The 18,310-nt window shown below is 40.3% G+C and carries 17 protein-coding genes; 12 read left to right on the plus strand and 5 right to left on the minus strand.

Features of this window, described 5'->3' with window-relative positions; translation table 11 throughout:
• Positions 1-154 precede the first annotated feature (154 nt).
• Together dksA and thiB are read right to left on the minus strand one after the other, a co-directional pair.
• The gene (dksA, locus tag B0184_RS04715; RefSeq protein ID WP_039850900.1) at positions 155-601 is read right to left on the minus strand and encodes an RNA polymerase-binding protein DksA; all 447 of its coding nucleotides are present in this window, start codon (positions 599-601) and stop codon (positions 155-157) included.
• Between the two features lie 163 nt (positions 602-764).
• The gene (thiB, locus tag B0184_RS04720; RefSeq protein ID WP_005707728.1) at positions 765-1,760 is read right to left on the minus strand and encodes a thiamine ABC transporter substrate binding subunit; all 996 of its coding nucleotides are present in this window, start codon (positions 1,758-1,760) and stop codon (positions 765-767) included.
• A 416-nt stretch (positions 1,761-2,176) separates the two neighbouring features.
• Here thiB and B0184_RS04725 point away from each other — a divergent pair, with 416 nt between their 5' ends.
• Positions 2,177-3,163: an amidohydrolase family protein gene (locus B0184_RS04725; protein ID WP_005707730.1), complete on the plus strand. Its 987-nt coding sequence runs from the start codon at positions 2,177-2,179 to the stop codon at positions 3,161-3,163.
• A gap of 126 nt (positions 3,164-3,289) precedes the next feature.
• Here the strand turns inward: B0184_RS04725 and B0184_RS04730 are convergent, their stop codons facing one another.
• The 3 genes from B0184_RS04730 to thrC form a co-directional block, all read right to left on the minus strand.
• On the minus strand, positions 3,290-3,904 hold the full coding sequence (locus tag B0184_RS04730) for an IS3 family transposase (RefSeq protein ID WP_100208331.1): 615 nt from the start codon (positions 3,902-3,904) through the stop codon (positions 3,290-3,292).
• A 421-nt stretch (positions 3,905-4,325) separates the two neighbouring features.
• On the minus strand, positions 4,326-6,059 hold the full coding sequence (locus B0184_RS04735) for a DUF262 domain-containing protein (protein WP_005707683.1): 1,734 nt from the start codon (positions 6,057-6,059) through the stop codon (positions 4,326-4,328).
• A gap of 92 nt (positions 6,060-6,151) precedes the next feature.
• Positions 6,152-7,426, minus strand: coding sequence for a threonine synthase (gene thrC, locus B0184_RS04740; RefSeq protein WP_005707693.1), 1,275 nt, complete (start codon positions 7,424-7,426; stop codon positions 6,152-6,154).
• A gap of 286 nt (positions 7,427-7,712) precedes the next feature.
• On the opposite strand from thrC, the gene mgsA reads away from it, so the two are divergent.
• The 11 genes from mgsA (at position 7,713) to B0184_RS04795 (ending at position 18,301) form a co-directional block, all read left to right on the plus strand.
• Positions 7,713-8,174, plus strand: coding sequence for a methylglyoxal synthase (gene mgsA, locus B0184_RS04745; protein ID WP_005707685.1), 462 nt, complete (start codon positions 7,713-7,715; stop codon positions 8,172-8,174).
• A gap of 18 nt (positions 8,175-8,192) precedes the next feature.
• On the plus strand, positions 8,193-10,433 hold the full coding sequence (yccS, locus tag B0184_RS04750) for a YccS family putative transporter (RefSeq protein WP_005707688.1): 2,241 nt from the start codon (positions 8,193-8,195) through the stop codon (positions 10,431-10,433).
• A gap of 259 nt (positions 10,434-10,692) precedes the next feature.
• Positions 10,693-11,106, plus strand: a complete 414-nt coding sequence (locus B0184_RS04755) for a hypothetical protein (RefSeq protein WP_005707721.1) — start codon at positions 10,693-10,695, stop codon at positions 11,104-11,106.
• 133 nt (positions 11,107-11,239) lie between these two features.
• The gene (gene hfq / locus B0184_RS04760; protein ID WP_005707732.1) at positions 11,240-11,524 is read left to right on the plus strand and encodes an RNA chaperone Hfq; all 285 of its coding nucleotides are present in this window, start codon (positions 11,240-11,242) and stop codon (positions 11,522-11,524) included.
• A gap of 4 nt (positions 11,525-11,528) precedes the next feature.
• A complete protein-coding gene (hflX, locus tag B0184_RS04765) occupies positions 11,529-12,920 on the plus strand; it encodes a ribosome rescue GTPase HflX (RefSeq protein WP_039850904.1) in 1,392 nt (463 codons plus the stop codon).
• A gap of 34 nt (positions 12,921-12,954) precedes the next feature.
• Positions 12,955-13,932: a FecCD family ABC transporter permease gene (locus tag B0184_RS04770; RefSeq protein WP_005707727.1), complete on the plus strand. Its 978-nt coding sequence runs from the start codon at positions 12,955-12,957 to the stop codon at positions 13,930-13,932.
• 124 nt (positions 13,933-14,056) lie between these two features.
• Positions 14,057-14,608, plus strand: a complete 552-nt coding sequence (gene nudE / locus B0184_RS04775) for an ADP compounds hydrolase NudE (protein WP_005707748.1) — start codon at positions 14,057-14,059, stop codon at positions 14,606-14,608.
• A gap of 18 nt (positions 14,609-14,626) precedes the next feature.
• The gene (gene cysQ, locus B0184_RS04780; protein ID WP_005707700.1) at positions 14,627-15,457 is read left to right on the plus strand and encodes a 3'(2'),5'-bisphosphate nucleotidase CysQ; all 831 of its coding nucleotides are present in this window, start codon (positions 14,627-14,629) and stop codon (positions 15,455-15,457) included.
• Between the two features lie 71 nt (positions 15,458-15,528).
• Positions 15,529-17,013 (plus strand): glucose-6-phosphate dehydrogenase, encoded by a 1,485-nt coding sequence (zwf, locus tag B0184_RS04785; protein ID WP_005707704.1) that lies wholly within the window; start codon positions 15,529-15,531, stop codon positions 17,011-17,013.
• 163 nt (positions 17,014-17,176) lie between these two features.
• Complete coding sequence (gene pgl, locus B0184_RS04790; protein WP_005707696.1) at positions 17,177-17,875, plus strand: 6-phosphogluconolactonase; 699 nt, start codon at positions 17,177-17,179, stop codon at positions 17,873-17,875.
• A gap of 33 nt (positions 17,876-17,908) precedes the next feature.
• Positions 17,909-18,301, plus strand: a complete 393-nt coding sequence (locus tag B0184_RS04795; RefSeq protein WP_005707737.1) for a GNAT family N-acetyltransferase — start codon at positions 17,909-17,911, stop codon at positions 18,299-18,301.
• Positions 18,302-18,310: the final 9 nt, after the last annotated feature.

Raw genomic sequence — 18,310 nt, forward strand, 5'->3', positions numbered from 1 at the left:
TTTTTTTCTCTGTATAAATAGCGGTCTCTTCTGCCGATTTTTTTGCTTTTTTAGGACGAGAAAAAAATGATTTAATGTAATTAAAAATAATTCACCTCGTTTAAATTAGGCTAAAAGTAATAACGGAGAATGCGACCATTCTCCGTTGTTTATCTTATAAACCAAGTTGTTTTTCACGGATTTCAGCAAGGGTTTTACAGTCAATACATAAATCCGCAGTTGGGCGTGCTTCAAGGCGTTTTAAGCCGATTTCTACGCCACAAGTTTCACAATAACCGTAATCATCATCAGAAATTTTGTGTAAAGTTTGTTCAATTTTTTTCAATAATTTACGCTCACGATCACGGTTGCGTAATTCTAAACTGAACTCTTCTTCCTGAGTTGCACGGTCTGCAGGGTCTGCGAAGTTAGTTACATCTTCCTGCATTTGGTTTTTCGTGCGAACGGCTTCATCCATGATTTGAGAATGCCACGCTTTCAGAATTTTAGTGAAGTGCTCTTTTTGGGCATCATTCATATATTCTTCATTCTTTTTCAGTTCGTAAGGTTTTACCCCTGCGAGAGCTAATAAACCTAAAGACGTGGTATTGCCCACTGCCATATTATACTCCTGTTGGTTAAGTTGCCCCTCACCTACCTCAAAAGCAGTAAAAAAGGGGTAGGAAAAATTATAGGGATTTTTAAGGACGCTATTGATAACAGAAGTTAATACGTTTGGCAAATCTTTTTGCAAAAAAACAGCATTCCTTTCTGTTTTATTTTGTTTACTTGCTCACCGCTTTTTGCCAGTCTGATAACCATTGGCGGATTAAATCAGAATTTGGTTGTTGAGTATCAAGCACTTTGATTTTAGGCAATGATGTCAAAAGCGGATCGATTTCTCCTGCGATAACAGGCTTCATAATATTCGATTTCGCAATAATTTTTTGTGATTCAGGCTCGTGTAAGAAACGTAAGAATTGCTGAGCAAGCGGTTTTTGTTGGCTGCTTTTTAAAATAGCAGCGAGCTCGACTTGCATCAAATGCCCTTCTTCAAAAATTGCTGCTACATTTTTATTATCATTTTCATACCATTGATGATAAAGCGGTGAGGTAGTGTAACTCAACACCATATCTGCTTCGCCTTTTAAATAGGCACCATAAGTTTCAGACCAGCCTTTACCAACAGTTACCGTGTGTTTTGCTAAGCTTTCCCACCATTTGCTCATCTCGCCTTCTGAAGCAAGTACTTGATTTGCCCACACAAGTAATCCACGCCCTACCGTGCTGGTGCGAGGGTCTTGATAAATTACACGCAAATCTTGGCGTTCAAATAACTCTTTTAACGATTTCGGCGGATTTGCTAATTTCTCTTTATTATAAATGAATGCATATTCGCTGTAATCGTATGGGTAAAAAGTGTGGCTTTGCCAAGTGATCGGTAATGCGGTATCTTGTAGGGTTAATTCATTTGCAGCAAACAACCCGCTTTTTTCTGCTTCAGCTTGAGTAAAATTATCAATGCCAACCACAACATCAGCTTTTGTTTTTTTACCTTCTAAACGAATACGATTCAACATTGTTACACCATTATCAAATGGTAAAAAACGCAGATCGCAGTGACACACTTTTTCAAAATTGGCTTCTAATTGCGAAGCGGGGCCATATTTTGAAGCAAACGAATCATAAGTGTACACATTGAGTACAGGTTTTTCAGTAGCAAAAGCAGAAGTAGCAACGGCTAAGCCAATGACAGATAAAGTAAAAGATACAGTTTTCATAATGTTTCCTTTGTTTAAATTTTAAATCAAAGGATTTAAGTCGAACACTCGTCTCAAATCCCTACGCTGAAATTATTCAGTTCAGGTTCTACGGATTGGCTTACACCTCTCAGCATAGATTGTTAATCCTTGCACTCCGATGAGAACAGAACGAATTCTATGCAAAAAAAAAGAGAAATTCAACCGCTTGCAATCGTTTGCTTTTTGCAAAAAACATCGCTATACTACGCCTCTAGTTTTAAACGTAGAAACTAGAAATGAATCTTCATATATTAACTCCTTATACATTATTTTTTCAGCTACGCATCATTCTTCGAGGCGTAGCTGTTTTTTTATTCATTTCTCCCTAATTTGATCAAATCGCTTTTTCACAAGCGGTTTTTTTTCATCTGAAATTTACATAAAGGATAGCAAACATGAGCCAATTAATTCGCACACTGAAAGGTCATATTCGTGATGAAATCATCAAAAAAGGCGGTTGGGTAAACTCTCACGCTCACGCTGACCGTGCATTCACGATGACCCCAGAAAAAATTACCATCTATCAAAATGCTAACCTACAACAAAAATGGGACTTGGTGGATGAAGTAAAACGTCAATCCACCGTAGACGACTACTACCGCCGTTTCTCACAAGCGATTGAGCTGATGATCTCTCAAGGGGTAACTGCGTTCGGTACTTTCGTAGATATTGATGGCGTGTGTGAAGATCGTGCGATTATCGCTGCTCACAAAGCGCGCGAAGTGTATAAAAGCGACATTATTTTGAAATTCGCCAACCAAACTTTAAAAGGCGTGATTGAGCCAACCGCGAAGAAATGGTTTGATATTGGTTCGGAAATGGTGGATATGATTGGCGGCTTACCTTATCGCGATGAATTAGATTACGGCAAAGGTTTAGAAGCGATGGATATTTTGATGGATAAAGCAAAATCGCTCGGCAAAATGCTACATGTGCACGTCGATCAATTTAACACACCAAAAGAGAAAGAGACTGAGCAACTTTGCGATAAAGCGATTGAACACGGAATGCAAGGTCGCGTAGTGGCAATTCACGGGATTTCAATCGGTGCACACCCAAAAGAATACCGCAAAATGCTTTACCAAAAAATGCGTGATAGCCAAATGATGGTGATTGCTTGCCCAATGGCATGGATCGACAGTAGTCGTAAAGAAGATTTACAACCTTTCCACAACGCCTTAACGCCAGCCGATGAGCTGATTCCTGAAGGCATTACCGTTGCAATTGGCACAGATAATATCTGTGACTATATGGTGCCACTTTGTGAGGGCGATATGTGGCAAGAACTCAGTCTCCTTTCTGCGGGCTGCCGCTTTACCAACCTTGAAGAGATGTCGAATATCGCGTCAATTAATGGACGTAAGGTGTTGGGGTTACTCTAATTAGATATTTGGAGAAGTAGCTGTACTTAAACGTGTAGCTTTTCTAAAGTAGTAAACAAATCTCATAAAAAGACCGCTTGTAGCTTATTGATCTGACCCCAAAAAGTTAGACTATTATTTAAAGGACTACTTTCGATATTGTATCGGACTCAGTCCTTTTAATTTTAATTGGATTCGTTCTTCATTATAGTACCGCACATAATCATTGATAACCTTTTCAAGTTCATCAATGCGAGTAAACAATTTTCCGTGAAAACACTCCGTTTTCATTCGCCCCAAAAAGCTTTCCATTGCCGCATTATCCAAACAATTCCCTTTTCGCGACATACTTTGAGAAATCCTATTTTTCGTTAATAAGCGTTGATAGCTAGGCATTTGATAATGGATTCCTTGGTCTGAATGTAATATCAAATTCGCATTTCTCGGTAATTTTTCCACCGCTTGTAATAGCATTTCTTGCACTAACCGGCCATTTGGGTGGCGACTTAATCCATAAGCAATCAGTTCATTATTAAAGCAATCTAAAATCAGGGAAAAATAGCGCTTTTCGTCTTTCACGTTAAATTCGGTAATATCGGTTAGCCACTTCTCATTCGGTTTACTCGCACTAAAATCCCGTTGTAACAGGTTCGGTGCAATTTTGCCTTGTTCACCTTTATATGAACGATATTTACGCTGTTTCTTCGTGCGAACTTGTAAACCCATTTCTTGAATCAAGCGTTGTACGTGCTTATGGTTCACTCCCACGGCTTCGCACTGACTCGCCGATAGCCATAATTAGGTTATGCTTGCTTAATCTCACGAATTCGGGCTTTTAGTGTGCTATCTCTATCAGATTTGGATTGGCGATGATAGAAGAAGGTACTTCGCGCTAATTTCGCTATAGGCAAAAGTATTTCTAATGGATAATGCACTCTCAAACTTTGGACTGTTTCTGCCGTTTGGCTTTGCCCCTCTTGATTATTTCGTCCAACTTTTTTAGAAAAGCCACCTCGGCTTCTAACTCAAGGATGCGTAGGCGTAAACGTTCTCGAAATAGAAATTCACGACTTGTTGTTTGAAAAGTTGACTGTATTTATTCATAAAAATCTGCACCTTAATCAGTTAGAAGTTTAGTCTAACTTTTGGGGGGCAGATCAGGAGCCGCAAGCGGTTTTTTTGATTATTCCTCATCATCGTCTGAAATAGAATTTTCTAGATCAGTAGGAATATAGCTAGTTTTAGGATAAGTCCATAATTTAAAAGCAATTTTAGATAATTCATCTTTACGCTTATCTAATTGAGCCTTTCCCCATTTTCTACAGGAAGCAATAAATTGATTTAATCTAAGATTACTATCTTTAAAACCATCCTCTATAGTTTTTTTCTCACTAAACGAACGATTACTATATTTACTGTTATATCCTGTAAGAGTTAAATTTGGTAGTGTATGTAAATATTGATTATAAATTTCTTTATAATTTTTACCAAGTTCATTAATCCATTCATCTGAAAGTGTCTGTGGCATAATATGTTCAATAGTATATGTTCTATTTTCAATTTTACTAATAACATCAATTTGCTCTTTACTATTTCTATTTTCTAGATAACTAAATAAATAATTTTTATATTTGGAATTCATATTATAAATATTTCTGTTTAATAACTCGTTCTTAAACTCAACATCATCAGGAAATCTAGAGTTATTTTCTTTGCTTAATAATATGTAATTGAAAGCATCCAAATATTTCACATTATCATTCCTTACTAATTTACTAGCATCTTTATCTAAATTAGCAAATATTTTAGCTAGCGAATTGGTTGGTAATCCAACAATTGTTCTTCTAAAAATATAACATTCTATAGTTATAAGTAATTTTTTTACTTCTTGTTCAGATAGTGCACCTTTCTTCCATTTATAGAGAATAGCTAATATTGTTGGGTATGTAACACTAAAGTCTAAATAGTTCAATCGATATAGAACATCCCTAAATATGGTTTTATCTCCATCTAAAGGGTTAATTATTTTATTATATAAATAAGAATACCCTAATAACTCTTTAAACAATTCTTCATTAATATCTTTATTTGAAAATTGACTTTTAAACGTAAAGTATACATCTCTTATAATAACTGTTCTACTTAATTTAAGTGTTAAATAAGTTCTGAAGAATTCACTAACATTAAAATTGGTTTGTTTTTCTATGTTAACCCAGTATTTATAATAATACTCATCCTGTTTTTTAGATGGCAATCCCATAAGAATATAATTTCTTATTTTATCCCCCTCCTCTAATTCTAGACCTGTCGAATTAAGACTCTCGAAAATAAGCTGAGGGTTATCTTCTTTTTCTAGGAATATATCGACAATTTCTAATCTGCAAATAGCGTCATATAAATCATCGACACAAATATTTTCATTAATAATCCTATTTGCAAAATATGTAAAATTTTTAGTGATGGTAGAGTTATCTTTGAAATTACCTTCTGAGAATAATGCATCAAAAGCATCACAATCATCTTTTATAGGTTTTAGTCTTATTTTTCTTTCTTCATTTTGATATTTATCTATTAAATGTGTTTCTAAAATTTGCATAGATAAACTATCCTTTTTAGGAATAACTTTACCTTCTTTTATAAGATGAATAATAGCTAATAAAAGAATAGATATAGTTGTTATACGTTGTTGTCCATCAATAATCAGAAAATCTTCTCTATTTCCACCTTCCATATGTGAAGATACAACACTTCCAAAAAAATGTGGAGTATTGTTTTTATTGATTAGACTTTTTAAGTCATCAAGTAGCTGCTTACAATGTTCTAGTTTCCAACTATAATTTCTTTGATAAACAGGAATAATAAATCTTTTATTAGAACCATCCATAAATTGCATCAATCTTTTTTCAGAACCTTTCATATTATTTTCCTATAATAAATTCATTTCTTCGGTTATTAAAAAACCGCTTGCATTACTCCATAAGCGGTTATTTCTTTTTAACTTCTCACCAATTATTTCAACAAATACGCACGCAATGTGACAAAATCTGCTGGCATTGTGTCGGATAACAATTCCATTTTATTGTGTTTATCCAATGCTTCTGGCAATGGTAACTCAATGTCTAAAATGCGTTCTACTGACTCTTTAAATTTCGCTGGGTGGGCAGTGCAGAGGAAAATGCCTGTTTCGCCCGCTTGAAGTTGGTCTTTCAACACTTGGTAAGCAATTGCACCGTGTGGTTCGCAAAGGTAGCCTTCCGCATATTGTGATTTTAATGCGGCTTCGGTTTCTGTATCGTTTAACGCATCTGAACCTAAATTCGCTAAGCTCCAGCCATTGCGTTTGAATAGCTCTTCCACACGTGGCCAGTTGTTTGGACGGCTCACATCCATTGCATTTGAAAGCGTTGCCACCGTTGCATTCGGCTCCCATTTGCCTGATTTTAAATAGCGTGGAACGGTGTCATTTGCATTGGTTGAAGCGATGAAACGCTTGATTGGCAAACCTAAAGTTTTTGCAATTAAACCTGCGGTTAAGTTACCGAAATTACCACTTGGTACAGAAACAACCACTTCTGAACGTTTTTCTTTCGGTAATTGTGCCACGGCTTCAAAGTAGTAGCACACTTGAGCAAGCAGGCGGCTGATATTAATTGAGTTTGCTGAGTTTAAGCCAATTGCTTGACGAAGTTCTGCATCATCAAACGCTTGTTTTACTAACGCTTGGCAAGCATCAAAGTCAGACTCAATCGCCACAGTACGGATATTGCCACCAAGGGTACAGAATAGTTTTTCTTGAAGCGGGCTGATTTTGCCTTTTGGATACAAAATCACCACATTGATGTTATCTAAACCATAGAAAGCGTGTGCCACTGCCGCCCCTGTGTCGCCAGAAGTTGCGGTTAAAATGGTAATTTTGCCCTCACCACGCACGGCACTTAAGGCTTGTGCCATAAAGCGACCGCCGAAATCTTTAAATGCAAGTGTTGGGCCGTGGAAAAGCTCTAACGCATAAATATCATCATTTACACGAGCAAGTGGTGCAGGGAAGGTAAACGCATTTGCGACCATTTTGTTGAGTGTCTCTCTTGGTAATTCATCCCCAATTAACGCACCTAAGATTTTTTGGCTACGTTCAACTAATGGTAGGACTAAAAGTGCATCAATATCATCAAATTTTGGGAACACTTCAGGGAAAAAAAGCCCCTGATCTTTACCTAAACCTTGACGCACGCCCTGTGCGAAATTTACTTGTTCTTCTGGGTGTTTGATGTTGTATAAATTCATTCGGAATGTCCTTTATTTATAGCTATTTTAAGCGTAGGGACAAATTATATTTGCCCTAATCTCAATCTAAATATTTCAGGGCTAATATAATTAGCCCCTATAATTTACTATCAGATAACGCTGGATTTTTAACTATTATGCGAGCTTAGTCAATCGCAAGCGGTCAGATTTTAAAATTTTTTGCAAATTGGGGTAATTAAAACACTTTCTAGCCTTTCAACTTGCCAAGCTTTTCCAAATAGGGGTATGATTTTACTATCTTGCGAAAAAGCAAAAGGAGCAAAAAATGTACAAAACCACTCGCAAAATTGAATTACACAAACGCATTGCCTTAGTGGCACACGACAGCTGCAAACAGAGCTTATTGGCGTGGACGAAAAAACATGCTGAAGCCTTGAAGCCGCATACTTTATACGCCACTGGTACAACGGGCAATTTACTTTCTTGTGAAACAGGCTTGGAAATTCACGCTTTATTGAGCGGTCCAATGGGTGGAGATCAACAGCTGGGAGGATTGATTGCAGAGAAAAAAATCGACTTAATGATTTTCTTCTGGGATCCAATGAACGCTGCTCCGCACGACCCTGATGTTAAAGCCTTAATGCGCATTGCAACTGTCTGGAACATTCCTGTGGCAATCAACGAAGCGACTGCCGATTTCTTGCTTCACTCTAGCTGTTTTAACCACGAAGTAGAGATTGAAGTGCCCGATTACGATCGCTATTTGACGGAACGTTTACAGCGTTAATGGACTAAAAATTAAACAATGAAAATTGCAACAAAAATGCCATCTCATTGGTTGAGTGCTCACGTGTTGAGCACTTTGCCGATTTTTATTACCACCAACCTTGCCGCCATTGGTATCTGGTTGCTTAATATTTCTGAGCACAGTATGCCATTGATTTTGGGCATTATTGCAGGCGGTTTGGTAGATTTAGACAACAACCTTTCTGGGCGATTTAAAAACCTTATCATTACCCTGATTGCTTTTGCGATTTCGTCCGCAGGGGCAACGCTTTCTTTGGAATTTGGCTGGCTTTTTGTACCGCTTGCGGTGCTCAGCACCTTTATTTTGGTAATGCTCGGCAGCATTGGGCAGCGTTATAGCACCATCGCTTTTGGTACGCTCGTTGTGTCTGTTTATGCCTCGCTGACCTACACTCCCGAAACTGCTTGGTACACCAATACTTTGCTGATTTTAGCGGGGGCATTGCTTTATGGTTTGGTGGCGATGTTGGTCTATATCGTCTTCCCAAACCGCACGGTGCAAGAGAATTTGGCGAAATCTTACGAAGCATTGGGCAGATATTTACAAGCGAAAGCTGCCTATTTTGATCCCGATGATGACGATGTCGACGCGAAACAGCGTGCTTTAGCACGCACGAATAGTGAAGTGATTCAGGCATTTGAACAGACTCGCGTGTCGCTTTTCTATCGCTTGCGCCGCCATAATCGCCAAACTCGGACGCAAAAAATGTTGCGTTATTACTACACCGCCCAAGATATTCTGGAACGAGCCAGTTCAAGCCATTATCAATATCACGAATTCTTCCAACAGCTTAAAAATAGCGATTTGATTTTTCGCTTCCAACGTGTCTTGGAGCTGCAAGCCATGGCGTGCCAAAAAGTGGCAGTGGCATTGCGTTATGCGGAACATTATCAGCACAGTTCCCGCGGGGAAAAGGCAATGCAAGGCTTATTTAATTCGCTCAATTATCATCAAGAACAGGGGCTAAAAAGTGCGTATCGCTGGCAATCGATCGCGGAAAATTTACGCAATATTGAAAGCCAACTTTGCCAGATTGAGCACAGCCAAAGCGAACAAGAAGAGGGCATGGAACAAGCGGTTAAAATGAGCAATAAATTTGCATCTAGCAAATCACAGCACCTTTCTAACCGCTTGTTGGCGGAAAATGTGTCAGGTTTTCGCAATATGTGGCAAACCATTCAAAGCCATTGCAACCTCTCATCGCAACTTTTTCGCCATGCCATCCGTTTATCGGTCGTGGTAGGGTTGTGTAGTGCCATCGTGCCGATTTTCCATTTAGACGGCAAAGGCTACTGGGTGCTACTCACGGCAATTTTCGTCTGCCAGCCGAACTATTCGGCAACTAAGAAACGTTTAGGACAGCGAGTTATCGGTACTATCTTGGGCGTGTTGGTTGGGATGCTGTTGCGGGAATATTACCTCACTTCCACGCTGGAAGCCGAGCTGGGCTTGATTGTGATTACCGCCAGCCTTTACACCTATTTCCGTTTCCGTCATTACAGTTTCTCAACCTTCTACATCACGCTGTTGGTGTTGGTAAGCCTTGATATTATTGGTATTGGCGCAGATGAGGGTATTTTACCACGGGTGATTGATACGTTGGTCGGTACATCAATTGCGTGGTTTGCCGTCTCTTTTATTTTCCCCGATTGGAAGTACATCAACCTCAAACAGAACTTGAAATCAACCGTGCTGGCAAGCAGTAACTACCTGCGACACATCATCGCACAGCTGCAATTTGGCTATAACGAACAGTTGCCATACCGTAGTGCCCGCCGGGAAGTGCACAACTACATTTCTGCTTTGAGTTCTGCGGTGTCAAACCTAGATAGCGAGCCGAAAAAATACCAAGCGATTTCAGTAGTTGCCCCGAATTTACTAGGTATAAATTATACTTTGCTTGGCTATATTTCTGCACTGGGTGCCTATCGCATCGCCAGCCCAATGCTGAATCAACAGGTGGATTTTTCAGCGATTTTCTTCTCACACGGACGGGAAGTCGCAACTATTATCGGGCAAATAGCAGAGGGCAAACGCTCTCCTGCAAAATTGGAAGCAAATTTGATCGCTATTGATAGCGATCTTGCCCAATTTGAGCAAACCCACCACGAAAAACAAGACGAATTGAGTTTAGTGCTCATCCAACAATTACGCCTGATAGTACAGCTCCTTCCACAATTACAACATTTGATGAAAGAGAATGCACTAGGCGAATTGGAAAGAGAAACAGAAGAATAAAATATTCTAATGGCTAGGTTTTCTAGCCATTTTTTATTCTGCTTTTCAGAATAGTTTATTCCCGTTTTATCGATTTTCCTGTCAGAAAAGCCATGTATAATCATGCTCAATAAAGAGCTATTTATCGAAGAAATAGAAATCCTCAACCACAAGCGAGCGAAATTTAGTGAAAGTAGCACAATAAGTCTAGAATTGAGAAAAAGTGCGGTGAATTTCATCGCACTTTTTTTGTATAATAAAAGAAAAACGGAGGAAAAACGTGCAGCTCAAGAGTGCAAGAGAAGGCTTCTTTTTAGCGGGGCTTTATAACTTTATTGGTGTTTTAGGCTTTACCCAATTTTTTACTGATACCACTTTAATGGATAACGATCCGATTGTTTTCTCATGGCTCGGACAAATCTCTATTTTACTTTGGGGATTGGCGTATTGGTCGGTTGCCAAACATTTCTGGCAAGTACCTGTTTTACTTTGGGTTTTCTGCGTAGAAAAATTGGTTTACTTTGGGGCTTGGTTACATTGGTTGCTGACTACACCAGAAAAATTAGATGTGCTAGCAGGGCAATCGATGGTCTATTTCTGCTTTTTCGCGAGTTACGGCTTTGGCGATTTCCTCTTTGCGATTTTCTTTGCAAGAGTGGCAGTGGGGAGTATGAGGGGGAAGTTTGAGATTTGAGGCAACTCATCGGACCCTGAAAATGATAGCGAACCAAATCGAAACGTGATAATATTTCGAGCGTAGAATTTGGTGTTCTACGCTCGAAAAAATGGAATTCCACATAATAATAAAAAGCAAAGAGGAAATGAATATGGCAAAAGGTCAATCATTACAAGACCCTTACTTAAATGCACTACGTCGTGAACGTATTCCAGTTTCAATTTATTTAGTTAATGGAATCAAACTACAAGGACAGATCGAATCATTCGACCAATTCGTTATTTTATTGAAAAACACAGTAAGCCAAATGGTTTACAAACACGCGATTTCAACTGTGGTGCCTGCTCGAGCGATTTCTCACGGCAATAACCACAATTCACATGCCCCAGTGCAAGTGACACAAACCGTTGAAATTGTTGAAAACGTAACGGAATAAGATTATTAACACCTCAAATCTTACTCAACATGATTTACCAAGCGATGATGAAAATCAGCCGCTTGGTTTCTCTCTTTCTAAAGACCAAAAAAATCCATCTCTTGAGCAGTCGCATCAAGCGGATAAAGCAATTTTGGTTCATCTCTATCTTTCCCAACAAAAAGACACCGAAAATCTGGTTGAATTTCACACTCTTGCTGAATCGGCAGGCGTAGAAATTTTAAGCACGCTAACCACTTCTCGTTCTAGCCCGCATATCACCTATTTTGTCGGTAAAGGCAAGGCGGAAGAGATTAAACAAGCGGTCGAAAATTTGGGGGCAACGCTCGTGCTGGTTAATCACGAATTAAGCCCTTCACAAACACGGAATTTGCAGTCTCTCTGCAATTGTCGCGTGGTAGACAGGACAGGCTTGATTTTAGATATTTTCGCTCAGCGTGCTCGTAGCCACGAAGGGAAATTGCAGGTGGAATTGGCTCAGCTTAAACATCTTGCTACTCGCTTAGTGCGTCGTTTGGGCAATCAAGACCAGCAGAAAGGTGGTGCTGTTGGCTTGCGTGGACCTGGGGAAACACAACTGGAAACCGATCGCCGTTTGATTAAAGTACGCATTCAGCAGCTGCAAAATCGTTTGGCAAAAGTGAGCAAGCAACGCGAGCAAAATCGCAAAACTCGCCAGAAAGCAGATATTCCGACCATCTCGCTTGTGGGCTATACCAATGCAGGAAAATCTAGCTTGTTTAATGCGATTACCCAAGCCGGCGTTTATGCTGCTGATCAGCTTTTTGCAACACTTGATCCAACGCTAAGAAGAATGCAAATTCAAGATGTGGGCACCACTATTCTTACTGATACCGTAGGTTTTATTCGCTTTTTGCCACACGATTTAGTCTCTGCATTTAAATCGACTTTACAAGAAACAGTTGAAGCCAGCCTCTTATTGCACGTGATTGATGTTGCAGATGAACGCAAAAATGAGAATATCCAAGCGGTAAATCAAGTATTGGAAGAGATTGGTGCTGTGGATATTCCGACTCTCTTGGTTTATAACAAAGTAGATAAACTAGACGACATTCAACCTTTTGTCGAACGTGATGATGAAGGAAAAGTAACGGCGGTTTACCTTTCTGCTCAATCTGGCGACGGTATTGATCTGCTTTTTGAAGCAATCCGCGAACGGTTACGCAACGAATTAGTACAAGAAACGCTGCTTCTTCCGCCAACTATAGGCAATCTTTACACGCTTTTCAAACAACAAAATGGCATTAAAACCGAGCATTTCAATGAGTTTGGAGATCGCATTATCGATATTGAGATCGACAAAGTGCAGTGGAATAAATGGGCGAAACAATATCCTGAGTTGATGGAATGTGTGGAGTTGGCGAAGTGGGAGTAAAATAGACCTCCAAGATTAGTTTCCATCATTAAAAATGACCCAAACACAAAAACTTAACACCGCTCTTTTTTCGCTTTTGCTGCTAATTATTGGCTTTGCGGTTTACCATCAACTTGATAGCTTCATTGCACTCAAAAACGCGGATGGCATTCTTACCGATATGCGTTCGCTAGTGCTGCTTGATATTCGCCTGCCACGTATTGGCTTAGCTATCCTCACGGGGGGAAGCCTTGCGTTGGCGGGCAATGCGATGCAAGGGATTTTCCAAAATCCGCTGGCAAGTCCTGGGTTACTTGGAAGCAGTTCAGGGGCAACCACCGCGAGCGTGATGATTCTCTATTATTTCTCTGCACCTTTTACCGTGCTACTTTTCGGCGGTATTGCTGGGGCGTTATTGAGCTTTTTGATTGTTTATTTGATTGCTAAAAATCATGGCACAACAGCAATGATCTTGAGCGGATTGGCGGTAAATATGTTGCTTTCGGCAGCGATAGCTTTACTGCTTTCCAACGCTGAAAGCCCGTGGGCGTTAGCAGAACTTTACCGCTGGCTGCAAGGCTCGCTCGTGTGGGCGAAGATCGACACGCTCTTGATTTCCTTGCCGATTGTGTTGCTCGGCTTAGTTTGTTTATACCGAGAACGCCGCTACATCGATTTACTCACCTTCGGCGAAGAAACCGCCTCGACTATGGGCATCGACCCTAAACGCAGCTTTTTTATCACCACGTTTGGCGTTGCTTTATTGGTCGGTGCGACCATTCCGCAAACAGGCACGATAGGTTTTATCGGCTTAATCGCCCCGCATTTTGCCCGCATTTTGTTGAAACAACGCCCGTCGCAACTTTACCTCACCAGCGGTTTGCTTGGTGCATTATTGCTGCTTGTGGCAGATCTCTGCGTGCAATATATCCCGCTTTTTTCGCACATCTACATCGGCACGCTCACGGCGATTATCGGCGCACCGTGTTTGATTTGGATTTTACTGACAGAGCAAAGAAAACTTGCACGCTAATTGCAAAAATATGGCCAAATTTGACCGCTTGTATGCTCGTTTGCAATTAACAGGATTTTAGGTTGCTTTAAGAAACACAGTTGCTACAATGTTGAAGTCAAAATAACGCATTTTTTAGAATAAAATGAAAAGACTGCCCGAAATTAAATTTGTTTCTGTGATTGCAAAAACTGCGATTTTTGAAGTGCAAGCGGTCGATTTACGCTTTTCTAATGGCGAAGAGCGTACATATGAGCGCCTTACGCCACAACGCCGCTCTTCGGTGATGGTGTTGCCAATTCACAAGGGCAATTTGATTTTCGTGCGAGAATATGCGGTGGGATCTGAGCGTTATGAACTCACCTTTCCGAAAGGAATTGTAGATGTGGGCGAAGAACCGATTGAAAGTGCCAACCGAGAATTGCAAGAAGAGGTTGGTTTTGGTGCACGTAAAATTGAGCCGTTGCGGAGTTTATACAGCAGTCCAAGTCATATGTTTGGCTTAATGCACGTTTTTGTGGCAGAAGACCTTTACCCATCCAAACTTGAGGGCGATGAGCCTGAACCGCTTGAGCTGGTTTATTATCCGTTGGCGAAAATCGACGAATTACTCGCCTCTCCCGATTTTGCCGAAGCCAGAAATTTATCCGCCCTCTTTTTATTAAAAGCATATTTAAATAAGAATACGGAAAAATAGAGAAAAAAGGACGGAACTATGCAAACACTTAATCAATACTTGCTGGATAAAATCGTGCAAATTGCTCAACAAGCAGGCAATCATCTCAAAGATTTTTATGCGAAATCGGTGGAGGTACATATTAAATCGGACAAAACGCCTGTCACCGAGGCGGATCTTTTTTTGAGCCAATTTATCACGGAACAGTTAAAACAGCTCACGCCAGATGTGCCCGTACTTTCAGAAGAAAATTGCGATATTGCCTTTGAAGAGCGTCAAAAATGGGACGAATATTGGATTATCGACCCACTGGATGGCACGCAACAATTTATCAATCGTACTGATCAATTTGCGGTAATTATTGCTCTTGTGCAAAAACAAGAGGGTAAAAATCGCCCAGTCTTAGGCGTTATTCACGCCCCTATTATTGAAAAGACCTATTTCGCTATGCAGCATCACGGATGCTTTGTGCAAAAAGAGGGCGAAATTCAACCGCTTCACACCATCAAACAAGCCGATCACAGCGAACACAATTTACATATTGCGATTGGATTTGTGCATCCAGATCATATCGAAGATAATCTTATTCCACCTTATCAAGCCACCTTTATGGAATATGGATCAAGCAGCTTGAAATCAGGCTTGGTAGCAGAAAATATCACCGATTGCTATATTCGTTTTGGCGATACGGGTGAGTGGGACACGGCAGCATCTGAAATTTTATTAAGTGAGTTGGGCGGCGAGATTTTTGATTTGCATTTTAATCCTCTTAGCTACAACGAACGAGAAACCCTGATTAACCCTTATTTCATTATGGTTCGTGATAAAACGCGCGATTGGCAGACTATCTTTCAATTTAATAAGTCGTAGCGATTAGCAAAACGATTTAAAATGTTGCATTATTGTAAAATTTATAAAATATAAGAACATTAGGACAAAATATGAACGTAGAAAATTGTTGTATTGTTATTTTTGGGGCATCGGGGGATTTAACCTTCCGTAAGCTCATCCCTGCACTTTATAACTTACATAAAGTCGGCAGACTAGGCGAGCATTTTTCCGTATTAGGCGTGGCTCGTACGGAGTTTAGCGATGAACAATTTCGCGAAAAAATGCGTGATGCGTTAATTAAATTTGAGAACGCAAGCGGTGAAACTTTAGATGAATTTTGCAGCCATCTTTATTATCAAGCGGTAAACACTTCAGACGCATTGGATTACGTAAAACTCTTGCCTCGCCTTGATAATTTACACGACAAATACGGCAGTGCTGGCAATACGCTTTACTATCTTTCAACCCCACCAAGTTTATATGGTGTCATCCCAGAATGCTTGGCAGCACACGGCTTAACTACCGAAGAGTTCGGCTGGAAACGCATTATCGTGGAAAAACCATTCGGTTATGATATTCAAACCGCAAAAGCGTTGGACGTGCAAATTCACCGTTTCTTCGAAGAGCATCAAATCTACCGTATCGACCACTATTTAGGCAAAGAAACCGTACAAAATTTGCTCGTATTGCGCTTCTCAAACGGCTTATTCGAACCACTTTGGAACCGCAATTACATTGATTATGTGGAAATCACAGGAGCAGAATCAATTGGCGTGGAAGAACGTGGCGGCTATTACGATGGCTCGGGTGCGATGCGTGATATGTTCCAAAACCACTTATTGCAAGTGCTTGCCATGGTTGCGATGGAGCCGCCAGCGATTATCAACGCGGATGCAATGCGTGATGAAGTGGCAAAAGTGCTTTACTGCTTGCACCCGCTTTCTGACGAAGATTTGAAAAATAACCTTGTGCTTGGACAATACACCGCCGCAGAAATTGATGGTGAAATGGCAAAAGGTTATTTGGAAGAGAAAGGTGTGCCAGAAGATTCCAACACGGAAACCTTTATGGCATTAAAATGTGAAATCGATAACTGGCGTTGGGCGGGTGTTCCTTTTTATGTTCGCACAGGCAAACGATTACCAACCCGCGTAACGGAAGTGGTCATCCATTTCAAAACTACACCTCATCCCGTGTTTAGCCAAAATGCGCCTGAAAATAAATTGATTATTCGTGTGCAACCTGATGAAGGTATCTCAATGCGTTTTGGTTTGAAAAAACCAGGCGCAGGATTTGAGGCAAAAGAAGTTTCAATGGATTTCCGTTATGCTGATTTAGCTTCTCCAAGTCTTCTCACTGCCTACGAACGTTTATTGTTAGACGCAATGAAAGGCGATGCCACCCTATTTGCCCGCACTGATGCAGTGCACGCGTGTTGGAAATTTGTGCAGCCTATTTTGGATTATAAAGCCCAAAATGGTCGTGTGTATGAATATGAAGCAGGCACTTGGGGGCCAAAAGAAGCGGATAAGTTGATCGCCAAACACGGCAGAGTATGGCGTAAGCCTTCAGGTGTGATGAAGAAAAAAGTGTAATGAATTTACCCCTCTCCCTTTGTGGGAGAGGGGTAAGCGATGCATTTTTATCACTCTTTTGCAAAATTAATATCGTAGCCCCTTTTTTCAGATGAAAATTGCCTTACACAATTGCCATCAGCCTCTCTCCCACAACAAGAGAGAGTATTATAGAGAATCTAAAATGAAAAAAGTTATCTTCCCTACTGCTCAACAAGCGGTCGAAAAAATCGCTCAGGAATTGAAAGCATATAGCGAACAACATCGCCCTGTGCATATCTCTCTTTCTGGCGGTTCAACTCCAAAATTATTATTTAAAACCTTAGCTCAAGCTCCGTTTGCCAATGAAATTCAATGGCAAAATCTCCATTTCTGGTGGGGGGACGATCGTATGGTTCCACCACAAGATCCTGAAAGCAATTATGGTGAAGTACAAAAACTGCTCTTCGATCACATCCAAATTCCTGCCGAGAACATTCACCGCATTCGTGGTGAAGAAAACGTCGAGCAAGAATTGGTAAGATTTTCGCAAGAATTGACCGCTTGCGTGCCAGATTTAGCCTTCGATTGGATTATTCTTGGAATGGGCAACGACGGACACACCGCGTCGCTTTTCCCACATCAAACCAACTTTGATAATCCCAATGTTGCGGTGATTGCCAAACACCCTGAAACAGGACAAATTCGCATTTCTAAAACTGCGAAATTATTGGAAAACGCTAAACGTATTACTTACTTAGTGACAGGGGCGGCGAAAGCGGAAATTTTGAAAGAAATCCAAGAAACGCCCGCAGAAAACTTGCCTTATCCAGCCGCGAAAATTCAGGCAAAAAATGGCGTGACAGAATGGTACTTGGATAAAACGGCAGCTAAATTGCTATAACAAGTTGAGTATCAAATATCACAGGCTTGCAAAATGATAGACTACAAAGTGAATGAACCAATTTCAGTTAAACAATTTATTGAATTGCTAAATAAAACAACGCTCGGGGCACGCCGTCCGTTAGAGGATGAAAAACGTGTCGCGGCAATGTTGCACTATGCGGATTTATTAATCACCGCTTGGGATGGTGAACGATTAGTGGGAGTGGCACGTTCCGTGACGGATTTTGCCTATTGCTGTTATTTATCTGATTTAGCGGTTGATGAACAATATCAAAAACAAGGTATCGGTTTGCAATTGATTGAACACACTAAACAAGCCTTACATCCACAAGCCAAAATTGTGCTGTTATCGGCACCACAAGCCGTGGATTATTATCCGAATATTGGATTTACACAGCATATGAGTGCATGGACGAAGAGTTAATTTATTAGC

It is taken from the genome of Haemophilus paraphrohaemolyticus, assembly GCF_002015045.1.
Lineage (GTDB): Bacteria > Pseudomonadota > Gammaproteobacteria > Enterobacterales > Pasteurellaceae > Haemophilus_A > Haemophilus_A paraphrohaemolyticus.

Excerpts from the sequence above, each read along its gene's own strand:
- thiB (WP_005707728.1), bottom strand. The coding sequence starts at position 1,760 with ATGAAAACTGTATCTTTTACTTTATCTGTCATTGGCTTAGCCGTTGCT.
- pgl (WP_005707696.1), top strand. The coding sequence starts at position 17,177 with ATGAAAAAAGTTATCTTCCCTACTGCTCAACAAGCGGTCGAAAAAATC.
- nudE (WP_005707748.1), top strand. The coding sequence starts at position 14,057 with ATGAAAAGACTGCCCGAAATTAAATTTGTTTCTGTGATTGCAAAAACT.
- zwf (WP_005707704.1), top strand. The coding sequence starts at position 15,529 with ATGAACGTAGAAAATTGTTGTATTGTTATTTTTGGGGCATCGGGGGAT.
- cysQ (WP_005707700.1), top strand. The coding sequence starts at position 14,627 with ATGCAAACACTTAATCAATACTTGCTGGATAAAATCGTGCAAATTGCT.
- B0184_RS04725 (WP_005707730.1), top strand. The coding sequence starts at position 2,177 with ATGAGCCAATTAATTCGCACACTGAAAGGTCATATTCGTGATGAAATC.
- yccS (WP_005707688.1), top strand. The coding sequence starts at position 8,193 with ATGAAAATTGCAACAAAAATGCCATCTCATTGGTTGAGTGCTCACGTG.
- B0184_RS04770 (WP_005707727.1), top strand. The coding sequence starts at position 12,955 with ATGACCCAAACACAAAAACTTAACACCGCTCTTTTTTCGCTTTTGCTG.
- dksA (WP_039850900.1), bottom strand. The coding sequence starts at position 601 with ATGGCAGTGGGCAATACCACGTCTTTAGGTTTATTAGCTCTCGCAGGG.
- thrC (WP_005707693.1), bottom strand. The coding sequence starts at position 7,426 with ATGAATTTATACAACATCAAACACCCAGAAGAACAAGTAAATTTCGCA.
- mgsA (WP_005707685.1), top strand. The coding sequence starts at position 7,713 with ATGTACAAAACCACTCGCAAAATTGAATTACACAAACGCATTGCCTTA.
- B0184_RS04795 (WP_005707737.1), top strand. The coding sequence starts at position 17,909 with ATGATAGACTACAAAGTGAATGAACCAATTTCAGTTAAACAATTTATT.
- hfq (WP_005707732.1), top strand. The coding sequence starts at position 11,240 with ATGGCAAAAGGTCAATCATTACAAGACCCTTACTTAAATGCACTACGT.
- B0184_RS04735 (WP_005707683.1), bottom strand. The coding sequence starts at position 6,059 with ATGAAAGGTTCTGAAAAAAGATTGATGCAATTTATGGATGGTTCTAAT.